This window comes from Thauera phenylacetica B4P, from assembly GCF_000310225.1.
GTDB classification, from domain to species: Bacteria; Pseudomonadota; Gammaproteobacteria; order Burkholderiales; family Rhodocyclaceae; genus Thauera; species Thauera phenylacetica.
Map to the genome: position 1 here is coordinate 1 of NZ_AMXF01000059.1, position 21414 is coordinate 21414.

A 21414-nucleotide genomic window follows, 5' to 3' on the forward strand; every position below is an offset into this window, starting at 1 on the left:
CGCCCGCGCCCCCCCCCCCCGCCGCACCGCCCGATTCGCGGCTGCCGCCGCTCCTACATTGCGCTGAGCCGCGGCGACATGGTCCGGGCCGCGTCCGCATGCGCCGGGGGTCGGCGACATCCTCCCGGGCCGCGACGGTTCATGTAGGAGCGCCGGCAGGCGCGAAAGCGGCGTCGATCGCCCGCGACCACCTCACCCGCCGCACCGCCCGATTCGCGGCGGCCGCCGCTCCTACATTGCGCCGAGCCGCGGCGACATGGTCCGTGGCGCGGCGACCTCTTCCCGGGCCGCGACGGTTCATGTAGGAGCGCCGGCAGGCGCGAACCCGGCGTTTACCCCGCGATGCGCGCGAATGCCTCGACCACCTCCGCCGGCGCCTGGACGAGCTCGACGAGCACGCCCTCGCCGCCGATGGGAAATTCTTCGTTGCCCTTCGGGTGCAGGAAGGTGATGTCGTACCCCGCCGCGCCGCGACGGATGCCGCCGGGCGCGAAACGCACGCCGTTGGCGCTCAGCCATTCCACCGCCTTGGGCAGGTCGTCCACCCACAGGCCGACGTGGTTGAGCGGCGTGGTGTGCACCGCCGGCTTCTTCTCGGGGTCGAGCGGCTGCATGAGGTCGACCTCGACCTTGAACGGCCCGGCGCCCATCGCGCAGATGTCCTCGTCGACGTTCTCGCGCTCGGACACGAAGTTGCCGGTGACCTCCAGGCCGAGCATGTCGACCCACAGGGTCTTGAGCTTGTCCTTGCTCGGACCGCCGATGGCGATCTGCTGGATACCGAGGATCTTGAACGGACGCTGGGACATGGTGCCTCCTGGTTGGGCGGTTGCGTTAAGAATTCATAATTATAGAGGAATCGAGCGGAGGTGCGGCGCGGTCCGCGCCCCGCACAACCCGACGCGCCCCGGGACGATGTCGCCGCCCCACGGGCGAAGCCGCCGCTCCCGAGACGATGTCGCCGCCGCCCGGGAAGACGTCGACGCCCCACGGACGATGTCGCCGCGACCCGGGACGATGTCGCCGCCGCCCGGCGCAATGTAGGAGCGGCGGCAGCCGCGAATTCGGCCGCGCAGGCTGCGACGCGATCGCCAAGGATCACCGCCGCTTTCGCTGCGACGCGATCGCCATGGATCACCGCCGCTTTCGCGCCTGCCGGCGCTCCTACATGAACCGACGCGGCTCGGGAGGATGTCGCCGCGCCTGAGAAGACGTCGCCGCCCCACGGACGAAGCCGCCGCGCCCGAGACGATGTCGCCACGCCCGGGAAGATGTCGACGCCCCACGGACGATGTCGCCGCGACCCGGGACGATGTCGCCGCCGCCCGGCGCAATGTAGGAGCGGCGGCAGCCGCGAATTCGGCCGCGAATTCGGCCGCGCAGAAGGCGACGCGATCGCCATGGATCACCGCCGCTTTCGCGCCTGCCGGCGCTCCGACACAAACCGGCGGGTTTCCTCCCGCGCGCCGCTTTTGCCCGGCGGGCCCTTTGCCGCTAAGCTGGCGGCCTGTTTGCTTCGAGGTGCCCGCGCAGGCCGCGGGAGAATCGGGAAGGCGGTGAAATTCCGCCGCGCGCCCAGCGCCGTGTAGGGGATTGTCCGGGCAAGGTTCGCCCAGCCACTGGTCCGCGAGGACCGGGAAGGCGTCCGGACGAGACGATCCGCAGCCGGAAGACCGGCCTCGAAGTGCATTCTGCAGCCGCCTGGTCGGAGGCTGCCCACTGCTCGACGACAAGGGGAATACTTCATGAGCAGCCCGACGCAGGCGCCTCGCGCGCCGGCGCGCGACGACGCGCGCGCAGCGAACCACGACCACACCGATGCTGGCGCGTCCTCCGCGCACGGGGTCGCCGCGCAGGCGCCCCTCGAGCATGCAAGCGCCGCCGCACCTTCCGGGGCCGAGGCCGGCCTCGTCTTCACCGGCTACGACTCGCCCGCTGCAGCCTCCCGGTCTGCCGCCGCCGACCCGCGTTTCCAGTCCGATCCGCTGTTCGACGCCGCCGAGCGCGACGCGGTGTATCGCGCCATCCACACCCGTCGCGACGTGCGCGGCGAGTTCCTGCCCGACGCGATCCCCGACGAGGTGCTCGCGCGCGTGCTCACCGCCGCGCACCACGCGCCCTCGGTCGGCTTCATGCAGCCGTGGGATTTCGTCGTGGTGCGCTCGCGCGAGGTGCGCGCGAAGATCCACGCCGACTTCCTCGCCGCGCACGCCGAGGCCGAGCAGATGTTCGACGAGGGCAAGCGCGAGACCTATCGCAACCTGAAGCTCGAGGGGATCCTGGAGTCGCCGGTGAATATCTGCATCACCTGCGACCGCAGCCGCCACGGCCCGGTGGTGATCGGGCGCACGCACATCGGCGCGATGGATGTGTACAGCGCGGTGTGCGCGGTGCAGAACCTGTGGCTGGCCGCGCGCGCCGAGAACCTGGGCGTGGGCTGGGTGAGCATCCTGCACCCGCAGGCGCTGCGCGAGGCGCTCGGCATCCCGCGCGAGATCGTGCCGATCGCCTACCTGTGCGTCGGCTACGTGCGCGACTTCCACGCACGGCCCGAGCTGGAGGCGGCCGGGTGGTTGAAGCGCGTGCCCTTGCCGGAGCTGTTGCACTTCGACACTTGGCAGGGCCGTCCCGATGCGGCGGGGGAGCGCTTGATCGACGCGATCGCCCAGACGCGCCCCCCGGCACGCTGAGCGCATCCCCCCGGCCCCATTCGCGGCTGCCGCCGCTCCTACATTGCGCCGGCCCGCGTCGACATCGTCCCGCACCGCGCCGAAACCGTCCCGCACTGCGACGTTTCATGTAGAAGCGCCGGCAGGCGCGAAAGCCGCGTCGATCCCCCGCGACCACGTCACCCGCCCCGCCGCCCCATTCGCGGCTGCCGCCGCTCCTACATCCCACCCCGCGCCGCGCCGGTTCATGTTCCGCGGCGCGGCTACATCTCCCCGGGCCGCGCCGGTTCATGTAGGAGCGCCGGCAGGCGCGAAAGCGGCTTCGACTCCCCGCGACCACGCCACCCGCCCCCAACTCCTCGCACGGCTCTTGCTTGCATCGATGCCGCGACCCGTCGGTCGCGGACCGTCCTCACTCCCGGAGCCCCGTATGGAATCGATCCTTGCCTTTCTCGTCGCCGCACGCCGTTGCGAGGTGCGCGAGCTCGAGCAACTCGCGCGCAGCTGCGCGCTGGTGCAGGCGGTGAGCGAGCTGGTGCATCGCGTGCAGGCCGAGCGTGGGTGCTCGAATCTGCATCTCGCCTCGGGCGGCACGCGCTTCGAGGCTGAACGTACGGCGTGCGCGGCGGCCAGCGTCGAGGCCGAGGCGGCCGTGCGGGCCTGGCTGCACCAGGCCGATATCCTCGATTCCGCCGGCGAGCGGGCGCCGGCGGGGGGCGCCCGGCTGTTCACCCGGATCGCGCTCGCGCTGCATGGCCTCGACGCGCTGCCCGGGCTGCGCGCGACGATCGCTGCCGGCCGCTGCGCGCCGCCCGATGCCACGCAGCGCTTCACGCAGGTGATCGCCGCGCTGCTGGAGCTGGTGTTCGAGGCCGCCGACGTCGCCGCCGACCCCGCGATCTCGCGCGTCCTGGTGGCGCTGTTCAACCTGATGCAGGGCAAGGAGTTCGCCGGCCAGGAGCGCGCGGCCGGGGCGGCGGCCTTCGCCGCAGGCGGGATGGGCGGGGCGCCCGAGCCCGATCTGCTGCAGCTGATCGAACTCCAGGAGGCCTGCCTCGAGCGCTTCGCGACCTTCTGCCCGCCCGAGGTCCGCAGCGCCTGGGACGCGGCGCGGCAGGCGATGCCGCTGGCCGAGCTCGAACGCCTGCGCCGCAAGCTGCTCGCCGCGGGGCAGGGCGGAGCGCTGCCGGCGACGCTCGCGGAGCCCTGGTTCGCCTGCTGTTCGGCCCGGCTCGACCATCTGCGCGTGATCGAGGATCTGCTCGCCGGCGGCTTGCGGGCGGCATGCGCGGCGCGGATCGCCGCCTTGCAGCGCGATCCCGACGACCCCGAGGCGCTGCTGCGGATGCTGGAGGAGGCGGCGGAAGGTCGCTCCGAGTTGGCGGCCGACCCCTTCGGCCCGCGCCTCACGCGCTCGATCGTCGATGTGCTCCAGGCGCAGTCGCGCCGCCTGCAGGCGATGAGCGAGGAACTGGCCGCGGCGCGCGCCAGCCTCGACGAACGCAAGCTGATCGACCGCGCCAAGGCCGCGCTGATGCGCCACCAGGGCCTGAGCGAGGACGCCGCCTACCGCCTGATGCGGCAGACCGCGATGAACCAGGGCCGCCGCCTCCCCGACGTCGCCCGCGCCGTGATCGAGCTGGAACCCCTCCTGCCCGGCGCTCCAGCACAACCCGACACGGCCCGGGGTGGGATGTAGGAGCGGCGGCAGCCGCGAATTGGGCCGTGCGACGGGTGACGTGGTTGCCGGGTATCGACGCGGCTTTCGCGCCTGCCGGCGCTCCTACATGAACCGGCGCGGCCCGGGAAGATGTCGTCGCGCCCCGGAACATGAACCGGCGCGGCCCGGGAAGATGTCGTCGCGCCCCGGAACATGAACCGGCGCGGCCCGGGAAGATGTCGTCGCGCCCCGGAACATGAACCGACGCGGTCCGGGAAGATGTCGCCGCGCCCCGGAACATGAACCGACGCGGCCCGGCGGAATGTAGGAGCGGCGGCAGCCGCGAATTGGGCGTGCGGCGGGTGACGTGGTCGCGGGGGATCGACGCCGCTTTCGCGCCTGCCGGCGCTCCTACATGAACCGGCGCGGATTGGAGCGATGTCGACGCGGCGTGGGGCGATGTCGACGCGGCGTGGGGCGATGTCGACACGGCGTGGGACGATGTCGACGCGACCCCGGACGATGTCGACGCGACCTGGGGCGATGTCGACACGGCCCGGGGTGGGATGTAGGAGCTGCGGCAGCTGCGAAGGGGGTTGGGGGGGCGCCGCGAAGGGAGGGGCGATGTCGCGCCGGAGCGGGTGCTTGTTCTCCGCACCAGGGTTGTGCATTGGGCGGTGGCTGTTGCACTGCAGCAGTGCGAGCGCCGGTCTGGCGAAGGGGGCTGCGGGCGGGGGCGTGGGCGGCTGCGGGTGACGATCCCCCGCTCGCCCACGGCCCGCCACCCCCTGGCATGTTTGATGCTTATTCCCCTGCAAGCCCCTGGCCAACGGCGGTCGGGTGGGTGGCGGCGAGTGCTGCCGCAGCGTTCTACGGTCTGGTGGACAACGGCGTCCATTCCACTCGCCCCCTGCCGGGGTGCGCGCGGGATGGGCGCCGTTTTCATTTCGACCCAATCGGCCTTGTTGCGGAGATACCCCATGAAGAAGATGAAACTCGTGCTGGTCGGCAACGGCATGGCGGGCGTGCGCACGATCGAGGAGCTGTTGAAGCTCGCGCCCGACCTCTACGACATCACCGTGTTCGGCGCCGAGCCGCACGGCAATTACAACCGCATCCTGCTGTCGCCGGTGCTGGCGGGCGAGATGACGCTGCCGGAGATCATGCTCAACGATCTCGACTGGTATCGCGACAACGGCATCACCCTGCACGCCGGGCGCAAGGTGGTGAAGATCGACCGCGTGCGCCGCAAGGTGCTCGCCGGCGACGGCTCCGAGGCCGACTACGACCGCCTGCTGCTGGCGACCGGCTCGACGCCCTTCATCCCGCCCATCCCCGGCAACGAGCTGCCCGGCGTGCTCGGCTACCGCGACATCGCCGACACCGAGGCGATGATCGAGGCCGCTGGCAAGTACCGCCACGCGGTGGTGATCGGCGCCGGCCTGCTCGGGCTGGAGGCGGCAAACGGATTGATGCTGCGCGGCATGGACGTGACCGTGGTGCACCTCGGCGAGTGGATCATGGAGCGCCAGCTGGACAAGGCCGCGGCCGACATGCTGCAGGCCTCGCTCGAGGCCAAGGGCATGAAGTTCCTGCTCGCGCGCCAGACCGAGGCGCTGCTGCCGGCGCGCAACGCGCAGGGCGACATGGCCGAGCGCGTCGGCGCGGTGCGCTTCAAGGACGGCATGGAGATCCCCGCCGACCTGGTCGTGGTCGCCGCCGGCATCCGGCCGAACTACGCGCTCGCCGAGTCCGCCGGGCTGTATTGCGGCGGCGGCCGGGTGCGCGGCATCCATGTCTCGGACACGCTGCAGACCGTCACCGACCCGCGCATCTACGCGGTGGGCGAGTGCGTGGCGCACCGCGGCGTCGCCTACGGCCTGGTGGCGCCGCTGTTCGAGCAGGGCAAGGTGTGCGCCAACCACCTCGCCAACTTCGGTATCGGCCGCTACGAGGGCTCGGTGACCTCGACCAAGCTCAAGGTCACCGGCATCGACGTGTTCTCGGCGGGGGATTTCGGCGGCGGGCCGGGCACCGAGGAGATCGTGCTGCACGACAAGCAGGGCGGGGTGTACAAGCGCGTCGTGCTCAAGGACGACCGCATCGTCGGCTCGGTGCTGTACGGCGACACCGCCGACGGCTCGTGGTACTTCCAGCTCATGAAGGACCGCCAGAGCGTCGCCGAGATCCGTGACCACCTGATGTTCGGCCAGAACCGGCTGGGCGACGCCGGCCACAAGGGCGAGAACCGCGCCGCCAGCATGCCCGACACGGCCGAGGTGTGCGGCTGCAACGGCGTGTGCAAGGGCACCATCGTCAAGGCCATCAAGGAGCAGGGGCTGTTCACGCTCGACGAGGTCAAGAAACACACCAAGGCGGCGTCGTCCTGCGGGTCCTGCACCGGCCTGGTCGAGCAGATCCTCGCGTCTACGGTGGGCGGCGCCTACCAGGCGGTGAGCGCGAACGACAAGCCGGTGTGCGCGTGTACCGAGCATTCGCACAAGGTGGTGCGCGAGGCGATCTTCAAGCACCACCTGACGAGCAAGGAGGCGGTGTTCGACACGCTGAACTGGAAGACGCCCAACGGCTGCGACAAGTGCCGGCCGGCGGTCAATTACTACCTGATCTCGTCGTGGCCGCACGAAGCCAAGGACGACCCGCAGTCGCGCTTCATCAACGAGCGCGCGCACGCCAACATCCAGAAGGACGGCACGTATTCGGTGGTGCCGCGGATGTGGGGCGGGCTGACCACGCCTTCCGAGTTGCGCGCGATCGCGGACGCCGCCGAGAAGTACCAGGTGCCCACGGTCAAGGTCACCGGCGGCCAGCGCATCGACCTGCTCGGGGTGAAGAAGGAGGACCTGCCGGCGATCTGGGCCGACCTCAACGCCGCGGGCATGGTGTCCGGCCACGCCTACGGCAAGTCGATCCGCACCGTGAAGACCTGCGTCGGCGCCGAGCATTGCCGCTTCGGCACGCAGCTGGCGATGGACATGGGGGTCAAGCTCGAGAAGATGCTGTTCGACATGTACGCGCCGCACAAGGTCAAGCTCGCGGTGTCGGGCTGCCCGCGCAACTGCGCCGAGGCGGGGATCAAGGACGTGGGCGTGATCGGCGTCGATTCCGGCTACGAGCTGTATGTCGGCGGCAACGGCGGCATCAAGACCGAGGTCGCGCAGTTCCTGTGCAAGGTGGGCAGCGACGAGGAGGTGATGGAGTACGCCGGCGCCTTCCTGCAGCTCTATCGCGAGGAGGGCTGGTACCTGGAGCGCACGGTGCATTGGCTGAACCGCGTCGGGCTCGACTACGTGAAGTCGCAGGTGGTCGAGGACGGCGACAACCGCCGCCGCCTGCACGCGCGGCTGTTGGACGCGCTCAAGGACGCCCGCGACCCGTGGCAGACCAGCCGTGAGGGCGCGGCGGTGAAGCAGTTCATCCCGATCCAGGTGGAGGCGTGAGCCGCGCGCCGCATTCGCGCTCGCCCTGTAGGAGCGCTGGCAGGCGCGAAAGCGGCGCACGAAATCGGCGATCACGCTCGACCGACCGCCCCATTCGCGCCTGCCGGCGCTCCTACATGAAACCGTCCCCGCTCCGTGGCATTTCCATCGCCACACGTGGTCGCCGCGACGCGATCCCCGCCCGCGGCGCTCCTGCATGAAACCCATCCGCTTCCAATAGAGGAACCTGTCATGACCGACTGGAAACGCATCTGCCCGCTCGACGACATCCCCCGCCTCGGCTCGCGCGTGGTGCGGCGCCCGGGCGCCGAGGACATCGCCATCTTCCGCAACGCCGACGACGAGGTCTTCGCGCTGCACGACAAATGTCCGCACAAGGGCGGCCCGCTGTCGCAGGGCATCGTCCACGGCCGCAAGGTCACCTGCCCGCTGCACGGCTGGAACATCGGCCTCGAGGACGGCCACGCGGTGGCGCCGGATGAGGGCCGCTGCGGGCGCTTCGAGGTGAAGGTCGAAGGCGGAGAGGTGTGGCTGGGGGTGTGATCGGTGCGTGTGCGCCGCATTGGCGCCTCGCGGCCCTCGTGGCTGCACCCTTGCGCATTGGTGCCTCGCGGCCCTCGTACCTGCATCCTCGCGCGGTCGCCCCCGGTAGGCGCGGCGACCGCCGCGAAGCGGGCGGGCCGGCGGGCGAGGCGCGTCGATTTTTCCGCGCCTGCCTGTGCGCCCGCATCGACCATCGCGCACCGCGTTTGTGCACTGCACACCACGCTGGTGCATGACTGGGCTCAATTCCGCAGCCCAAACCCACGAAAACAAAGGAATTCGTCACTGGCACGGGCCTTGCATCGGGCTCTCCAGCACAGCGTACGACCCCGCCAACGACGGCGGGGCGGTCGGGCGACGAGGTTCGCGCTGGAGATTCCCGCACCGACGGTGCGTTTCAAGCACGACCCTGGAGCCCGAGATGGACAAGAAATCTTTCCTGCAGGCCGGCCACACGCCGACGCTGATCGCCGCCTTCCTCTACTTCGACCTCGCCTTCATGGTGTGGGTGATCCTCGGCCCGCTGGCGGTCGGCATCGCCGCCGATCTCGGGCTGTCGCACGCGCAGAAGGGCCTCATCGTGGCCACGCCGGTGCTGGCGGGGGCGATCCTGCGCATGGTGATGGGCGTGGTGGTCGATCGCCTGTCGCCGAAGAAGGCGGCGATCATCGGCCAGGTGATCGTGATTGCCGCCCTGGCTTACGCCTGGCTGGCGGGCGTGCATTCGTTCGGCGAAGTGCTGGTGCTGGGGATCTTCCTCGGCGTGGCCGGCGCGTCCTTCGCGGCGGCGCTGCCGCTGGCCTCGCGCTGGTATCCGCCGGAGCACCAGGGCACGGCGATGGGCATCGCCGGCGCCGGCAACTCCGGCACCGCGTTCGCGGCGCTGTTCGCGCCCGGGCTGGCGATGGCCTTCGGCTGGCACAACGTGTTCGGGCTGGCGCTGATCCCGCTGGTGCTCGTGCTGGTGGCCTTCTGCTTCATGGCCAAGGACGCGCCCGACGCGCCGCCGCCCAAGCGCTTCGCCGAATACCTGGCGGTGCTCAAGGACAAGGACGCGTGGTGGTTCATGTTCTTCTACGCGGTGACCTTCGGCGGCTTCGTCGGCCTGGCCTCGTCGCTGGTGATCTACTTCAACACCCAGTACGGGCTCGATCCGAAGATGGCCGGCTACTTCACCGCGGCCTGCGTGTTCGCCGGCTCGCTGGTGCGCCCGATCGGCGGCAACGTCGCCGACCGCATCGGCGGGGTGAAGTCGCTGACCGTGATGTACATCCTGGCGGCGATCTTCCTCGCCATCGTCAGCGTCGGCCTGCCCGAGGCGTGGATGGCGCTGGCGGTGTTCGTGGGCGCGATGCTGGCGCTGGGCATGGGCAACGGCGCGGTGTTCCAGCTGGTGCCGCAGCGCTTCCGCCGCGAGATCGGCGTGATGACCGGCCTGGTCGGCATGGCGGGCGGCATCGGCGGCTTCTACCTGGCGTCCTCGCTCGGCTTCGCGCGCCAGCTCACCGGCAGCTACCAGGCCGGCTTCCTGATCTTCGCGGCGCTGGCGGTGTTCGCGCTCGTGGGGCTCACCGCGGTGAAGACGCGGTGGCGCACGACCTGGGGCGCGGCGCACCTGACGTCGGCGAAGATCTGACTGGGGTCAGGTCTTGAATTTACTCATCCCGCACCCCTTGGCTTCAGGCGTCGAGAAAGGCGAATGGATCCGAATGGGATCAGCTCTTGAGTTCACTCATCCCGCATCTGTTGGCCTCGAGCGTCGAGAAGGCGAATGAGCAAATGAAAGACCTGACCCCGCTGGAAATCCACCTCGGCCACGCCACCCGCCCCGGCCCGCGCCCGGCCAACGAGGACTTCGTCGCCGCCGCCATGCCCGAGGGCGCCGAGCGCGCCGCCAAGGGCGTGCTGCTGGCGATCGCCGACGGCGTCGGCGGTCACGCGCACGGCCGCGAGGCGGCGGAGTACACCGTGCGCAGCCTGCTCGCCGACTACTTCTCCACCGCCCACACCTGGAGCGTGGAGAAGTCGCTCGACACCGTGCTCGGCGCCGCCAACCGCTGGCTGCTCGCGCAGTCGGCGCGCAGCGCGGAGACCGCCGGCATGGCGACCACGCTGACCGCGCTGGTGCTGCGCGGTCGGCGCTGGCACCTCGCCCACGTGGGCGACTCGCGCGCCTACCTGTGGCGCGACGGCACGCTGCTGCGCCTGAGCGAGGACCACACCTGGCCGCATCCCGAGTTGAACAACGTGCTGCGCCGCGCGGTCGGGCTGGAGTCGCGCCTGCTGGTGGATCACGACGACGGCGAGCTGGCGGCGGGCGACGTCTTCGTGCTGCTGACCGACGGGGTGTGGAACGCGCTCGGCGAGGTGGAGATCGCCGCGCTGCTCGCGCGCCATCCGGGGGCGGAAAAGGCAAGGGGAGGCGGGGGAAGGGCAGCGGTGGGGTTGGTGACACCGGAACCTGTGACGGGGGGAGCAGCGGCGCGGGGAAGCGCGGTGCGGGGAGCGGTGGCGCAGGAAAATCGCGTGGGGTTGTCCGGGGAGGGCAGAACGGAGGCGCCGGGAACGTCGGAGCAGGGAATGGCGACGCAGGGAACGGCGACGCAGGGAACGGCGACGCGGGAAAATGGCGTGGGGTTGTCCGAGGAGGGCGGAACGGCGGCGCGGGACGCGGAAGCGGGCCTGGACCCGCAGGCCGCCGCCGACGCCCTCGTCGACGCCGCCTTGCGCGCCGGCGGCAACGACAACGCCAGCGCGCTGGTCGCCCGCGTCCGGTCGCTCCCCGCCGACAACCTGCACGACCGCCTCGCCGCCGGCCGCCGCCTGCCGCTGCCGCCGCGCCTGGCCGAGGGCGACACGCTCGACGGCCTGCGCGTGGAGGCCGTGCTGCACGTATCGCGCTTGACCGTGCTGTACCGCGTTTGCCGCATCGAGGACGACACGGCCGCATTCGCGCCTGCCGGCGCTCCTACATTGCCCCGGACCGCGTCGACATCGCCCCAACCCGCGTCGACATCGCCCCAACCCGCGTCGACATCGCCCCAACCCGCGTCGACATCGCCCCAACCCGCGTCGACATCGTCCCGGGCCCCATCGACATCGCCCCAACCCGCGCCGACATCGCCCCGGGCCCTATCGACACCGCCCCAACCCGCGCCGGTTCATGTAGGAGCGCCGGCAGGCGCGAATGCGGCGTCGATTTCCCCCGACCACGTCGCCGAGCGCACGGCTTCATTCGCGGCTGCCGGCGCTCCTACATCGGGCCAACCCGCATCGACATCGTCCGGCGCCGCGTCGACATCGCCCCGACCCGCGTCGACATCGCCCCGACCCGCGCCGACACCGCCCCAACCCGCACCGGCTCCTGTAGGAGCGCCGGCAGGCGCGAACACCGCCGCGCGCTGGGTCCTCAAGACCCTGCTGCCTGCCCACGAGCACGACGAGGACGCGCGGCGTGCGCTGGTGCGCGAGGAGTGGCTGGCGCGGCGGGTGCCGGCGCAGGGGTTTCCGCAGGTGGCGGACTGGCCCGCGCGTGCGCATCTGTACTACCTGATGAGCTGGCACGAGGGCGAGAGCCTGAAGGCGCTGCTCGCACGCGGCGAGCGCCTGCGCGCGCACGAGGTGGCCGAGCTCGGCGCGCGCATGCTGCGCCTGGTCGGCGTGCTGCACCGGCTGGGCATCGTGCATCGCGACATCAAGCCCGACAACCTGCACCTCGGCCGCGACGGCGTGCTGCGCCTGCTCGACCTCGGCGTGGCGGCGAGCGAGGCGGAGGACCTGCGCGAGATCAACAACCCGGGCACGCCGTCCTACATGGCGCCCGAGCTCTTCGCCGGCGAGCCGGCCAGCGAGGCCTCCGACCTCTACGCCTGCGGGGTGACGCTGTACGAGCTGCTCACGCGCAAGTTCCCCTACGGCGAGGTCGAGCCCTTCCAGCACCCGCGCTTCGGCGAGCCGGTGCCGCCCACCCGCCACCGCCCCGACACGCCGGCCTGGCTGGAGGCGGTGCTGCTCAAGGCCTGCGCACGCACGCCCGACGCCCGCTTCGAGACCGCCGAGGAGTTCCGCCTCGCGCTCGAGCGCGGCGCCTGGCAGCCGCTCGCGGTGCCGCGCCGCACGCCGCTGCTCGAGCGCCGGCCGACGCTGGCGCTGAAGCTGCTCGCGCTCGGCTCGCTGCTGCTGAACCTGGTGCTGCTGTTCCTGCTGACCCGATCCTGAACCGCCCCCCGCACGCTACGCGCGCTTGAAGTGCAGCCGCAGCGCGAGCACGCCGGCCGCGGCGTTGGCGGCCCGCGATGCGGCGAGGATCGGCCGGCCCTCGATGAGGCGCAGGCTCACCGGCCGCAGGCCGGCGGCGATGGCCGCGTCGACCGCGCTGCCGCCGCCGGGGCACATCCATTCGGCCGCATGACGGTTGGCCGCGGCGTGTTCGCCGTCGGGGCGGAACATCAGCAACACCTTGTCGAGCATGGCCTCGTTCTTCAACAGCGCGTATTCCCACTGCACCCCCGGCGAGTCGCTCGCCACCAGCACGATGGCCTGCGCCGAGCGGGCGGCGTCGGCCAGGGTCTGCTGCCAGTCGGCGTCGGCGGAGTAATGGCGCTGCGCACCGAAGGGCGTGCGCGTGTCGCCCGGTCGCCCGAGGGCGACCACCGGGCCGAACTGCGCGAGCTCGTCGACCAGGGCCTCGTCCAGGCTCTGGCGGAAGGACCACAGGTCGAGCCAGCGTGCGAGCAACTGCCATGGGCGGCGGCGATAGCGGCATTGATCGTCGTCGAAGCCACGCAGGAACAGGATCGGGCGATCCGCCGCGACGGGTGCGCGCGGCCGCCACATTTCGCGCGCGCTCAGGCGCTTGCCGGCGTGGAACAGCAGGTGGCCGAAGAGGATCACGACGGCGCCGATCGCCGCCCACGAGCGTGCGAGCACGCCACCGCTGTAGACCACGAAGCGCGCCGCGAAGAGCGCCCAGAAGGCCGGCCCGGCGAGGGCGCCGAGGCGCCACGACGAGGATGGCAAGCCCGCGGCCGCGGCCATCCGCACCCAGAAGCCCTTGTCGCGCAATGCGCCGAACAGCCATTCGCGTGGGCGGTCTCCGGCCAGCAGCAGGCGCAGGCGGATGAAGCGGGCCAGCGCAACGCAGATGAGGAGGATCACGACCGGCTCGGCGAGCAGCCGCGGCAGCTCCTGCGCCTCGACCGCGCCTTCGCCAAGCGCCCACGCGAGCGCGGAGACGACGGCCACGCCCGTCAGGGTGCACAGCGCGAGGAAAAGCGGGCGGGCGACACGGCGGTCGGTGCCGGCCAGGAGCCCGGAGCCGAGCAGCAGCACCGAAAAGGCCAGGATGCCGCCTGCCTCGAGCGGGGTGTCGCCGAAATCTCCGAACAGTTCCCGGAGGCCGGCGCCGAGCAAAGCGCCGAACACCTGCCAGGCGATCGCGCCCGCGATGCTCGCGCTCGCCAGCGCGAGCAGGCGGAAGCGATCCTGACGGTCGAGCCAGTCCCAGAATGCGAAGGCGAAGGGTGCGAGCGCGAGCACGGCCGCGACCGCATAGTGCCAGTCCTCCAGCATCGGCGGCGTGCCGAAGGCCTCGCTGATGTCCCCAACGACGACGCCGAAGCCGTACAGCTCGAACAGTTGCCAGACCACAACGAAGGGCGCGGCGGCAACGAGGAAGGAGCGCCAGGTCGCCGAGCGATCGACTTGTTCGACCACCTCGGCGAGCGGCGAGAGGTCGACGCGCTCGATCGCCTCGGCCTGCGCCGCTGACGCCGCGCGCGTTGCGCCGAGTGCGGCGAGCGCGCGGCTGTGCGCGAGGAAGGCGCCGCAGAGAGCGAACGTGAAGCCGATCGTGCCGAGCGTCGCCAGCATCCCGGTCGCGCGCTCCGGGCCGCCCGCGGGGGCGAAGAGCGCGGCGAGCAGCCACAGGAACATCAGCAGGGGCGGGACGAAGACCAGGCTACGCTCGCGCCAGTACGTTCCGGCCGCAAACGCGAGGGCCGCCACCAGCCACAGCCCCGCCGTGCCCGACGATACGCCGAAGCCGGTCAGCAGCAGGGGGCACAGCAGCAGCGCGATCCAGGCGAGCAGCAGACGCAGGACGGGGCGGACGCTGGTCGGCGTGAACGCTCCGTCCGCGAAGAAGGGGCGCAGCACCCGGCCGGCGAGCGCCGCCGCCAGGCTTGCGAACAAGGCCCCCCAGTCCAGGAGGCGCCATTCTGTCTCCATGGCGAAGGATGCGGGCATGTCGCCGAGCGCGAGCAGGCGATCGAGAACGAGGCCGGCGAGCAACAGGCCCGCCACGTTGCGCGCGCGCGCGAATCCGAGCACGACGAGGCCGAAGCACAGGATGGCCAGGAAGGGCGCCGGGCTGTAGCTGCCCACGCGAAGCTGGAGCGGCCCGAGGGCGATCGCGCCGGAGAGGACCAGCCCGGCCAGCCCGATCGCCGCGACCAGCAGGCCGAACGCGCCCGCGTAGCGACGGGGCGCTGTCGGCCAGGCAGCGGCCGCCACCGCCTCCCAGCGGATGGCGGCGAGCATCACGAGCACGGCAGGAAGGGCGAGCAGGTCGAGGCGCCATGTACCGACCCGCCAAGAGCCGGCTTCCAGCGCGGAGACGACCAGCAGGCACAGGGCCGAGGCCGCCGGCCACGCGGTGTCGCCCCGCAGCCAGTGCTCGAGGGGAGGCAGGCGCAGCCGCGCGTCCGCCGCCGCGGCGACGACCAGCGCAAGCAGCAGCGTTGCGCTCGAGATCCCGAAGCTGAACCCGATGCCATGGCCGAAGCTCACACCGAGCGTGGGCAGTACGACGAGCGGCCAGGCGTCGCGCAGCACGGCGACGCCATGACGTTGCGCGAGCCACGCCGCCAGCACGGGCAGGAGCCAGCTCGGGGTGAGGGAGACTTGCAGGAATGCGGTGAGCTGGAAGCTGGCGCTGGCGCTCATCAGCAGACCGAGCGCCAGGACGCTGCGCCCTGAAGGCGGCGGTGCGGTGTCGCGAGCGGTCGAGGACATCGAGGGGCTCCCTGAGCGTGTTGGCGCCGCGCGCGCAATTCAGCACCCGTGCCCGACTGCGAACTGGGCGACTGCCTTCGTTTCACTATAGGCCGGCGCGATCGCGATCGTGCATCGCAGATCGGGGCTCGGCCACCTGGGTTGGCGTCACGCGGGCGGCAGGAAGCGTGCGGGGGTCGGTCCCCGCCGGCGTGCGCTGCGCGGATTCGCGCACCGTGTGCGTGCACCGCACCCCGACACGGTGCATGACCGCGACCGATCCTGCGTCGCAAGCGCCCGCAGGATGCGGGAATCGTCGCTGGCACACGGCTTGCATCAATTTTGTCCATACAGCGTCGGACCCGCCAATGGGGGTGGGTCGGTCGGGCAAGGAGGTTCGCGCTGACCCGATTCCGACCATCCAAGGACGAGGCAAACCATGTCCCACACCCTGCCCGAAACGGCCCCGCCTTCGCCCGCCGGCCGACGCTCCATCCCGGTCCGCGCCGCGGCGCCGGGCGAGACCCGCAGCAACTGCCCCTACTGCGGCGTCGGCTGCGGCGTACTCATCGAGCACGACGGCGCGCGCATCACCGGTGTGCGCGGCGACCCCGCGCATCCGGCCAACTTCGGCCGCCTGTGCACCAAGGGCGCGACGCTGCACCTCACCGCCGGCCACGACACCCGGCTGCTGCACCCCGAGTACCGCGCCCGCCGCGGCGAGGCGCGCGCGCGCGTCAGCTGGGAGGCGGCGATCGAGGTCGCCGCGCAGCGCTTTGCGGACGTGATCGTGGAGCACGGCCCGGACGCGGTCGCGTTCTACATCTCCGGCCAGCTCCTCACCGAGGACTACTACGTCTTCAACAAGGCGATGAAGGGGCTGATCGGCAGCAACAACGTCGACACCAACTCGCGCCTGTGCATGTCGAGCGCGGTCGCCGCCTACAAGGCCACGCTGGGTGCGGATGCGCCGCCGTGCTGCTACGAGGACTTCGACCATGCCGACACGATCCTGATCGCCGGCGCCAACCCGGCGTGGGCGCACCCGGTGGCCTTCCGCCGCATCGAGGAGGCCAGGGCGCGGCGGCCGGGGATGAAGATCGTCGTGGTCGATCCGCGCCGCACCGACACCGCAGCGATGGCCGACCTGCACCTGGCCATCCTGCCCGGCACCGACGTCTGGCTGTTCGACGCCATGCTGCACGTGCTGCTGGACGAGGGGCTCGCCGACGAGGCCTGGATCGCCGCCCACACCGAGGGCTTCGAGGCGCTGCGCGCGCACGTGCGCGGGGTGAGCCCGGCGGTGGCCGCGGCGGTGTGCGGGGTGGCGGCGGAGGACATCGTCACCGCCGCGCGCTGGTGGGGCGAGGCGCCGGCGGCGCTGTCGCTGTGGTGCCAGGGGCTCAACCAGTCGACGCACGGCACCCACAACGGCGCCGCGCTGATCGCGCTCTCGCTCGCCACCGGCAAGATCGGCCGCCCCGGCTGCGGGCCGTTCTCGCTCACCGGCCAGCCCAACGCGATGGGCGGGCGCGAGGTCGGCGGCCTGGCGAACCTGCTGCCGGCGCATCGCGACCTGGCGAATCCTGCGCATCGCGAGGAGGTGGCGCGGCTGTGGGGCGTGGACAGCGTGCCGGCCGCGCCCGGGCTGACCGCGGTGGAGCTCTTCCGCGCCGCGCGCGAGGGCCGCGTCAAGGCGCTCTGGATCGCGTGCACCAACCCGGCGCAGTCCATGCCCGAGCAGGCCCTGGTGCACGAGGCGCTCGCCGCCTGCGAGTTCGTCGTGCTGCAGGAGGCCTTCGCCGGCACCGAGACCGCGGCCTTCGCCGACCTGGTGCTGCCGGCCGCCACCTGGGGCGAGAAGGAGGGCACGGTGACCAACTCCGAGCGCCGCATCAGCCGTGTGCGCGCGGCCGTGCCAGCGCCGGGCGAGGCGCGCGCCGACTGGCGCATCGTGTGCGACTTCGCGCGTGCGCTCGCGCCGCGGATCGGCAAGCCGCAGGCGGCGGCGATGTTCGCGTACGACTCGGCGCAGGCGATCTTCGCCGAGCACGTCGCCAGCACCGCCGGGCGCGATCTCGACATCACCGGGCTGGACTATTCCTTGCTGGAACGCGAAGGCCCGCAGCAGTGGCCGTTTCCGGCGGGGGCGAGGGTCGAGGAGGTCGGCGCGCGGGCCCGCCTCTACGCTGACGGCCGCTTCGCCACGCCGAACGGACGGGCGCGCTTCGTCGTGCCCTGGCGCACGCTCACCGCCGAGGCGACCGGCGTGCGCTACCCGCTCGCCCTCACCAGCGGCCGCCTGCGCGACCACTGGCACGGCATGAGCCGCAGCGGCAAGGTGGCGCGCCTGTACGGCCACGCGGACGAGGCGCGCATCGAGCTGCACCCGCGGGAGCTGGCGGGGCGCGGCTTGGTCGACGGCGACCTGGTCAGGGTGTCGAGCCGGCACGGCGCGCTGGTGCTGCGCGTGGCGGCGTCGGATGCGCTGCGGCCCGGGATGGCCTTCGTGGGGATGCACTGGGGGCGGCGGGTGCTGAACTCGGCGGGGATCAACCTGCTCTTCGGCGGCGCGTGCGATCCGCTGTCGAAGCAGCCGGAGCTCAAGCACGCGGCGGTGCGCATCGAGCCGGTGGCGCTGCCCAATCGCATGCTGCTGGTGCGTGCCGAACGCTGCGGGCGCAGCGCCGCCGAGGAGGCCGCGCTGCTGTCGCCCTGGCTGGAGCGCTTCGCCTACGCCTCGCTCGCGCTCGCCGGCCGCGACACGCCGGCGGTGGTGATGCGGGTGGCGCACGAGCGTCCGATTCCGGCTGCCTGGCTCGCCGAGCTCGACGCCTTGCTCGGCCTCGACGGCGACGGCGTGCTGTCGTACGCCGACCCCGCGCGCGGGATCAGCAAGCGCGCGCTGATCGAGGACGGCCGCCTGGTCGGCCTGCGCCTGACCGGCGAGACCGCGGCCGCGGGCTGGCTGAGCGAGGCGGTGGTGGAGCAGCGCGACGCGGTGGCGCTGCGTCCCTGGCTGCTGGCGCCGCTGGCGACGCCGCCGATGGGGGCTGGCGGGCGCGGGCGGGTGGTGTGCAACTGCCTGAACGTGTCCGAGGCCGACCTCGCGGCGGCGATCGCCGAGGGCGCCGGCGTGCTCGACTTCGCGGCGCTGCAGGCAAAACTGCGCTGCGGCACGTCCTGCGGTTCCTGCGTCCCCGAGATCCGCCGCATGCTCGCCGAGGGACGCTGAAAAGAAAAAGCCCGGGCTTCTTGCGAGGCCCGGGCAAATCCACACCAAAGGAGGAGGGTGGAGGAGACAGGTGCAATGGTAGAGAAAGTTTTTGTGCAGTGCAACAAAAAATAATGCTTCGACTATAAAGCCAGTTTCTAGAGTTCGGCCCAATACATCTCCGCCCGAGCCGGTTTCATGCCCGCCCCGGGCTCCGCAACGCTCCGACCACGAACACCGCCTCGCGTCGTGCAACGCTCCAACCCAAACCCGATCGCCCCGGGCTCCGCGTGTCGCTTGACACCACGATGCCCTGTAGGAGCGCCGGCAGGCGCGAAAGCGGCGGTGGGCGCCGCAACGCGCGTTCATTCCCGCACGGCCCAATTCGCGCCTGCCGGCGCTCCTACATGAAACCGACGCCACGAACACCGCCTCGCGTCGTGCAACGCTCCAACCCAAACCCGATCGCCCCGGGCTCCGCGTGTCGCTTGACACCACGATGCCCCTGTAGGAGCGCCGGCAGGCGCGAAAGCGGCGGTGGGCGCCGTAACGCGCGTTCATTCCCGCACGGCCCAATTCGCGCCTGCCGGCGCTCCTGCATGAAACCGACCGTCACGAACATCGCCTCGGCTTCTGCATGGGACCGATCGTCGCGCGACCTGGCGGGCCTTGACGCGCCTCCCTAGCCCCCGACGACGAGATTCCTCGGCTCACCGCCAACAAATTTTTCGATGACATCGACAAGCTGGTCGGCGAGGGCCTGCTGGGCTTCGTCCGACGCCCAGGCGATGTGCGGGGTGAGGATGACGTTCGGGCGGGCGGCGATGCGCATCAGCGGGTTGTCGGGCGCGGGCGGTTCGCCGTCGGTGACGTCGAAGCCGGCGCCGGCGATCAGGCCCTCGTCGAGCGCCTGCACCAGCGCGTGCTCGTCGACGATGCCGCCGCGCGCGGTGTTGATCAGCAGCGGGCGACGCGCCATCGCGCGGAACTCGGGCAGGCCGATGAGGCCGCGGGTGGCCTCGGTGAGCGGGCAGTGCAGGCTGATGACGTCGCTGCTGGCGAGCACTTCGTCCCAGGCCGTGTAGCGCTCGTCCGCGGGCTGTACGCCCTTGCGCGCGGCGAACACTGGCTCCATGCCGAAGGCGCGCGCGATCGCGGCGACGCGCTGGCCGAGGTCGCCGGCGCCGACGATGCCGAGGCGCGTGCCGGCGAGATCGTGGATGGGGTGGTTGAAGAAGCAGAACTGCCCGGCGCGCTGCCATTCGCCAGCGAGCACGTCGTCGCGGTAGGGGACGAGCTGGCGGCGCAGGGCGAGGAGGAGCGCGAAGACGTGCTCGGGGACGGTGTCGCGCGCGTAGCCGCGGATGTTGCATACCGCGATCCCGCGCGCGGCGCAGGCGGCCTTGTCGACGCAGTCGGTGCCGGTGGCGGCGACCGCGACCAGGCGCAGCGCGGGCAGCTGCGCGATCGCCGCGGCGTCGAGGCGGACCTTGTTGAGGATCGCGATGGTGGCGCCGGCGAGGCGTTCGACGAGCTCGGCGGGCGTGGTGCGGGCGTGTTCGACGTAGTCGTGCGGGAAGGAAGGGCGGCGCAGGCGGATCTGCGGCGCGAGCGTGGCGCGGTCGAGGAAGACGATTTTTTGCATGGCGGGCTCTCGGAGGGAGCGTGGATTATCGCCGCGGGCGGGTGGGGGGATGAAGGTCGCGCGCGATTCGGGCGCTTGAGGCGGCGACGCCCCCATGTAGGAGCGCCGGCAGGGGCGAATGCGGCGGTGAGAGTCGTGAGGCGCGTCGATTTCCGCACCGCCCGATTCGCGCCTGCCGGCGCTCCTACAGGAAACCGACCGCGACGAGCAACGCCCCGCGCCCCGCAACCTCCGATGTAGGAGCGCCGGCAGGCGCGAATGCGGCGGCGGGGGGTGGGATGCGCGTCGATTTCGGCACCGCCCGATTCGCGCCTGCCGGCGCTCCTACAGGAAACCGACCGCGACGAATAACGCCCGGCGCCCGTTAACCTCCGATGCAGGGGCTCGGGCAGGGGCGAATGCGGCGGTGCGGCGGGCGACGTCCCCGTGTAGGAGCGCCGGCAGGCGCGATTCGGGCGGTCGAGGCGGCGACGTCCCATGTAGGAGCGCCGGCAGGCGCGAATGCGGCGGGCGGGGTGGCGACGCGCCCAGGGTGGCGACGCGTCCGGGGCGGGCGCCCGTGCGGGGGTCAGCTCTTGCCGTCCGGCAGCAGCGCCGGGCGGGTGGCCGGGGCGAGGAGGTTCTCGAAGGTCGTGCTGAGCGGCATCGCGCCGCTGGCTTCCCTGAGCGCGCGGGTGCAGTCGTGCTGCCACTGCGCCCAGGCCTGCTGCATGTCCTGCTGCAGCGCGGACTGGTTGGCGACCACGGCCTCGGCCATCTTGAGCAGCGCGCAGTTGCGTTGCTGCAGGGACTTCCAGCCGAGGTCCGCGGCGACGAAACCGACCTGCTGCCAGTCGGGGGCGTCCAGCAGGCGGGTGGCGGAGGCCTCGAATTCGCTGGCGCAGCCGTCGATCATCCGGTTCTGCGCCTCGTTCCAGCGCAGCGTGTTGCGGCGCATGAGGTCGCACAGGCGGAACTGCAGCTCGAGGTTGGCCTTGAAGAGGGCGAGGGCGTTGCGGGGGTTGGGGACGTTGCGGGGATCGGGGGTCATCGCGGTTTCCTTCGGGATGGGATCCGGACAAGGGCGAGGCCTGGTTCGGGCGTGCTCGGCGATTGCAGGGAAGCTGCGCGCATGCGGCTTTGCTCATTCTGCCGTTCGGGCGGCCGTTAGTGTGGCGGGGACGCCGCGCGCGCAGCCTGGGCTGCGGGCGCCGGCGAAGCCCCGGTGGGGCTCGCCTCCGCGCCCGCGCAGC

Annotated in this window: 11 protein-coding genes and 1 riboswitch; of the genes, 7 read left to right on the forward strand and 4 right to left on the reverse strand. The window is 71.8% G+C overall.

Going from position 1 to position 21414, the window contains the following annotated elements:
* Nucleotides 1–332: 332 nt before the first annotated feature.
* Nucleotides 333–809 (reverse strand): VOC family protein, encoded by a 477-nt coding sequence (locus C667_RS09770; RefSeq protein WP_004361882.1) that lies wholly within the window; start codon nt 807–809, stop codon nt 333–335.
* Nucleotides 810–1502: 693 nt separating this feature from the next.
* Nucleotides 1503–1696, forward strand: a riboswitch (cobalamin riboswitch).
* A 289-nt stretch (nt 1697–1985) separates the two neighbouring features.
* On the opposite strand from C667_RS09770, the gene bluB reads away from it, so the two are divergent.
* The 6 genes from bluB to C667_RS26420 all read left to right on the forward strand — a co-directional run bounded on the left by bluB (nt 1986) and on the right by C667_RS26420 (nt 12548).
* The gene (gene bluB, locus C667_RS09775; protein WP_039921185.1) at nt 1986–2690 is read left to right on the forward strand and encodes a 5,6-dimethylbenzimidazole synthase; all 705 of its coding nucleotides are present in this window, start codon (nt 1986–1988) and stop codon (nt 2688–2690) included.
* 409 nt (nt 2691–3099) lie between these two features.
* Complete coding sequence (locus tag C667_RS09780) at nt 3100–4368, forward strand: nitrate regulatory protein (RefSeq protein WP_004361884.1); 1269 nt, start codon at nt 3100–3102, stop codon at nt 4366–4368.
* A gap of 941 nt (nt 4369–5309) precedes the next feature.
* The gene (nirB, locus tag C667_RS09785; RefSeq protein WP_004361885.1) at nt 5310–7787 is read left to right on the forward strand and encodes a nitrite reductase large subunit NirB; all 2478 of its coding nucleotides are present in this window, start codon (nt 5310–5312) and stop codon (nt 7785–7787) included.
* Between the two features lie 231 nt (nt 7788–8018).
* Nucleotides 8019–8330, forward strand: coding sequence for a nitrite reductase small subunit NirD (gene nirD, locus C667_RS09790; protein WP_004361890.1), 312 nt, complete (start codon nt 8019–8021; stop codon nt 8328–8330).
* 421 nt (nt 8331–8751) lie between these two features.
* Nucleotides 8752–9966 carry a nitrate/nitrite transporter gene (locus C667_RS09795; protein WP_004361892.1) on the forward strand — a complete coding sequence of 405 codons (1215 nt, stop codon included), beginning with the start codon at nt 8752–8754 and terminating at the stop codon, nt 9964–9966.
* Nucleotides 9967–10109: 143 nt separating this feature from the next.
* The gene (locus C667_RS26420; protein WP_004361893.1) at nt 10110–12548 is read left to right on the forward strand and encodes a bifunctional protein-serine/threonine kinase/phosphatase; all 2439 of its coding nucleotides are present in this window, start codon (nt 10110–10112) and stop codon (nt 12546–12548) included.
* Nucleotides 12549–12563: 15 nt separating this feature from the next.
* On the opposite strand, the gene C667_RS09810 is transcribed toward C667_RS26420, so the two are convergent.
* Nucleotides 12564–15344: a hypothetical protein gene (locus C667_RS09810; RefSeq protein WP_004361894.1), complete on the reverse strand. Its 2781-nt coding sequence runs from the start codon at nt 15342–15344 to the stop codon at nt 12564–12566.
* 418 nt (nt 15345–15762) lie between these two features.
* On the opposite strand from C667_RS09810, the gene C667_RS09815 reads away from it, so the two are divergent.
* Nucleotides 15763–18558 carry a nitrate reductase gene (locus C667_RS09815; protein WP_004361897.1) on the forward strand — a complete coding sequence of 932 codons (2796 nt, stop codon included), beginning with the start codon at nt 15763–15765 and terminating at the stop codon, nt 18556–18558.
* Between the two features lie 661 nt (nt 18559–19219).
* Here the strand turns inward: C667_RS09815 and C667_RS09820 are convergent.
* Together C667_RS09820 and C667_RS09825 are read right to left on the reverse strand one after the other, a co-directional pair.
* Nucleotides 19220–20182, reverse strand: a complete 963-nt coding sequence (locus C667_RS09820; protein ID WP_004361898.1) for a D-2-hydroxyacid dehydrogenase — start codon at nt 20180–20182, stop codon at nt 19220–19222.
* Between the two features lie 568 nt (nt 20183–20750).
* Entirely contained in the window at nt 20751–21212 is a 462-nt protein-coding gene (locus tag C667_RS09825) for a hypothetical protein (RefSeq protein WP_004361901.1), read from the reverse strand.
* Nucleotides 21213–21414: the final 202 nt, after the last annotated feature.

What these genes read in the sequence shown, in the direction of transcription:
- C667_RS26420 (WP_004361893.1), top strand. Translation starts at nt 10,110, where the DNA reads ATGAAAGACCTGACCCCGCTGGAAATCCACCTCGGCCACGCCACCCGC.
- C667_RS09780 (WP_004361884.1), top strand. Translation starts at nt 3,100, where the DNA reads ATGGAATCGATCCTTGCCTTTCTCGTCGCCGCACGCCGTTGCGAGGTG.
- C667_RS09815 (WP_004361897.1), top strand. Translation starts at nt 15,763, where the DNA reads ATGTCCCACACCCTGCCCGAAACGGCCCCGCCTTCGCCCGCCGGCCGA.
- nirB (WP_004361885.1), top strand. Translation starts at nt 5,310, where the DNA reads ATGAAGAAGATGAAACTCGTGCTGGTCGGCAACGGCATGGCGGGCGTG.
- C667_RS09820 (WP_004361898.1), bottom strand. Translation starts at nt 20,182, where the DNA reads ATGCAAAAAATCGTCTTCCTCGACCGCGCCACGCTCGCGCCGCAGATC.
- nirD (WP_004361890.1), top strand. Translation starts at nt 8,019, where the DNA reads ATGACCGACTGGAAACGCATCTGCCCGCTCGACGACATCCCCCGCCTC.
- C667_RS09825 (WP_004361901.1), bottom strand. Translation starts at nt 21,212, where the DNA reads ATGACCCCCGATCCCCGCAACGTCCCCAACCCCCGCAACGCCCTCGCC.
- C667_RS09770 (WP_004361882.1), bottom strand. Translation starts at nt 809, where the DNA reads ATGTCCCAGCGTCCGTTCAAGATCCTCGGTATCCAGCAGATCGCCATC.
- C667_RS09810 (WP_004361894.1), bottom strand. Translation starts at nt 15,344, where the DNA reads ATGTCCTCGACCGCTCGCGACACCGCACCGCCGCCTTCAGGGCGCAGC.
- C667_RS09795 (WP_004361892.1), top strand. Translation starts at nt 8,752, where the DNA reads ATGGACAAGAAATCTTTCCTGCAGGCCGGCCACACGCCGACGCTGATC.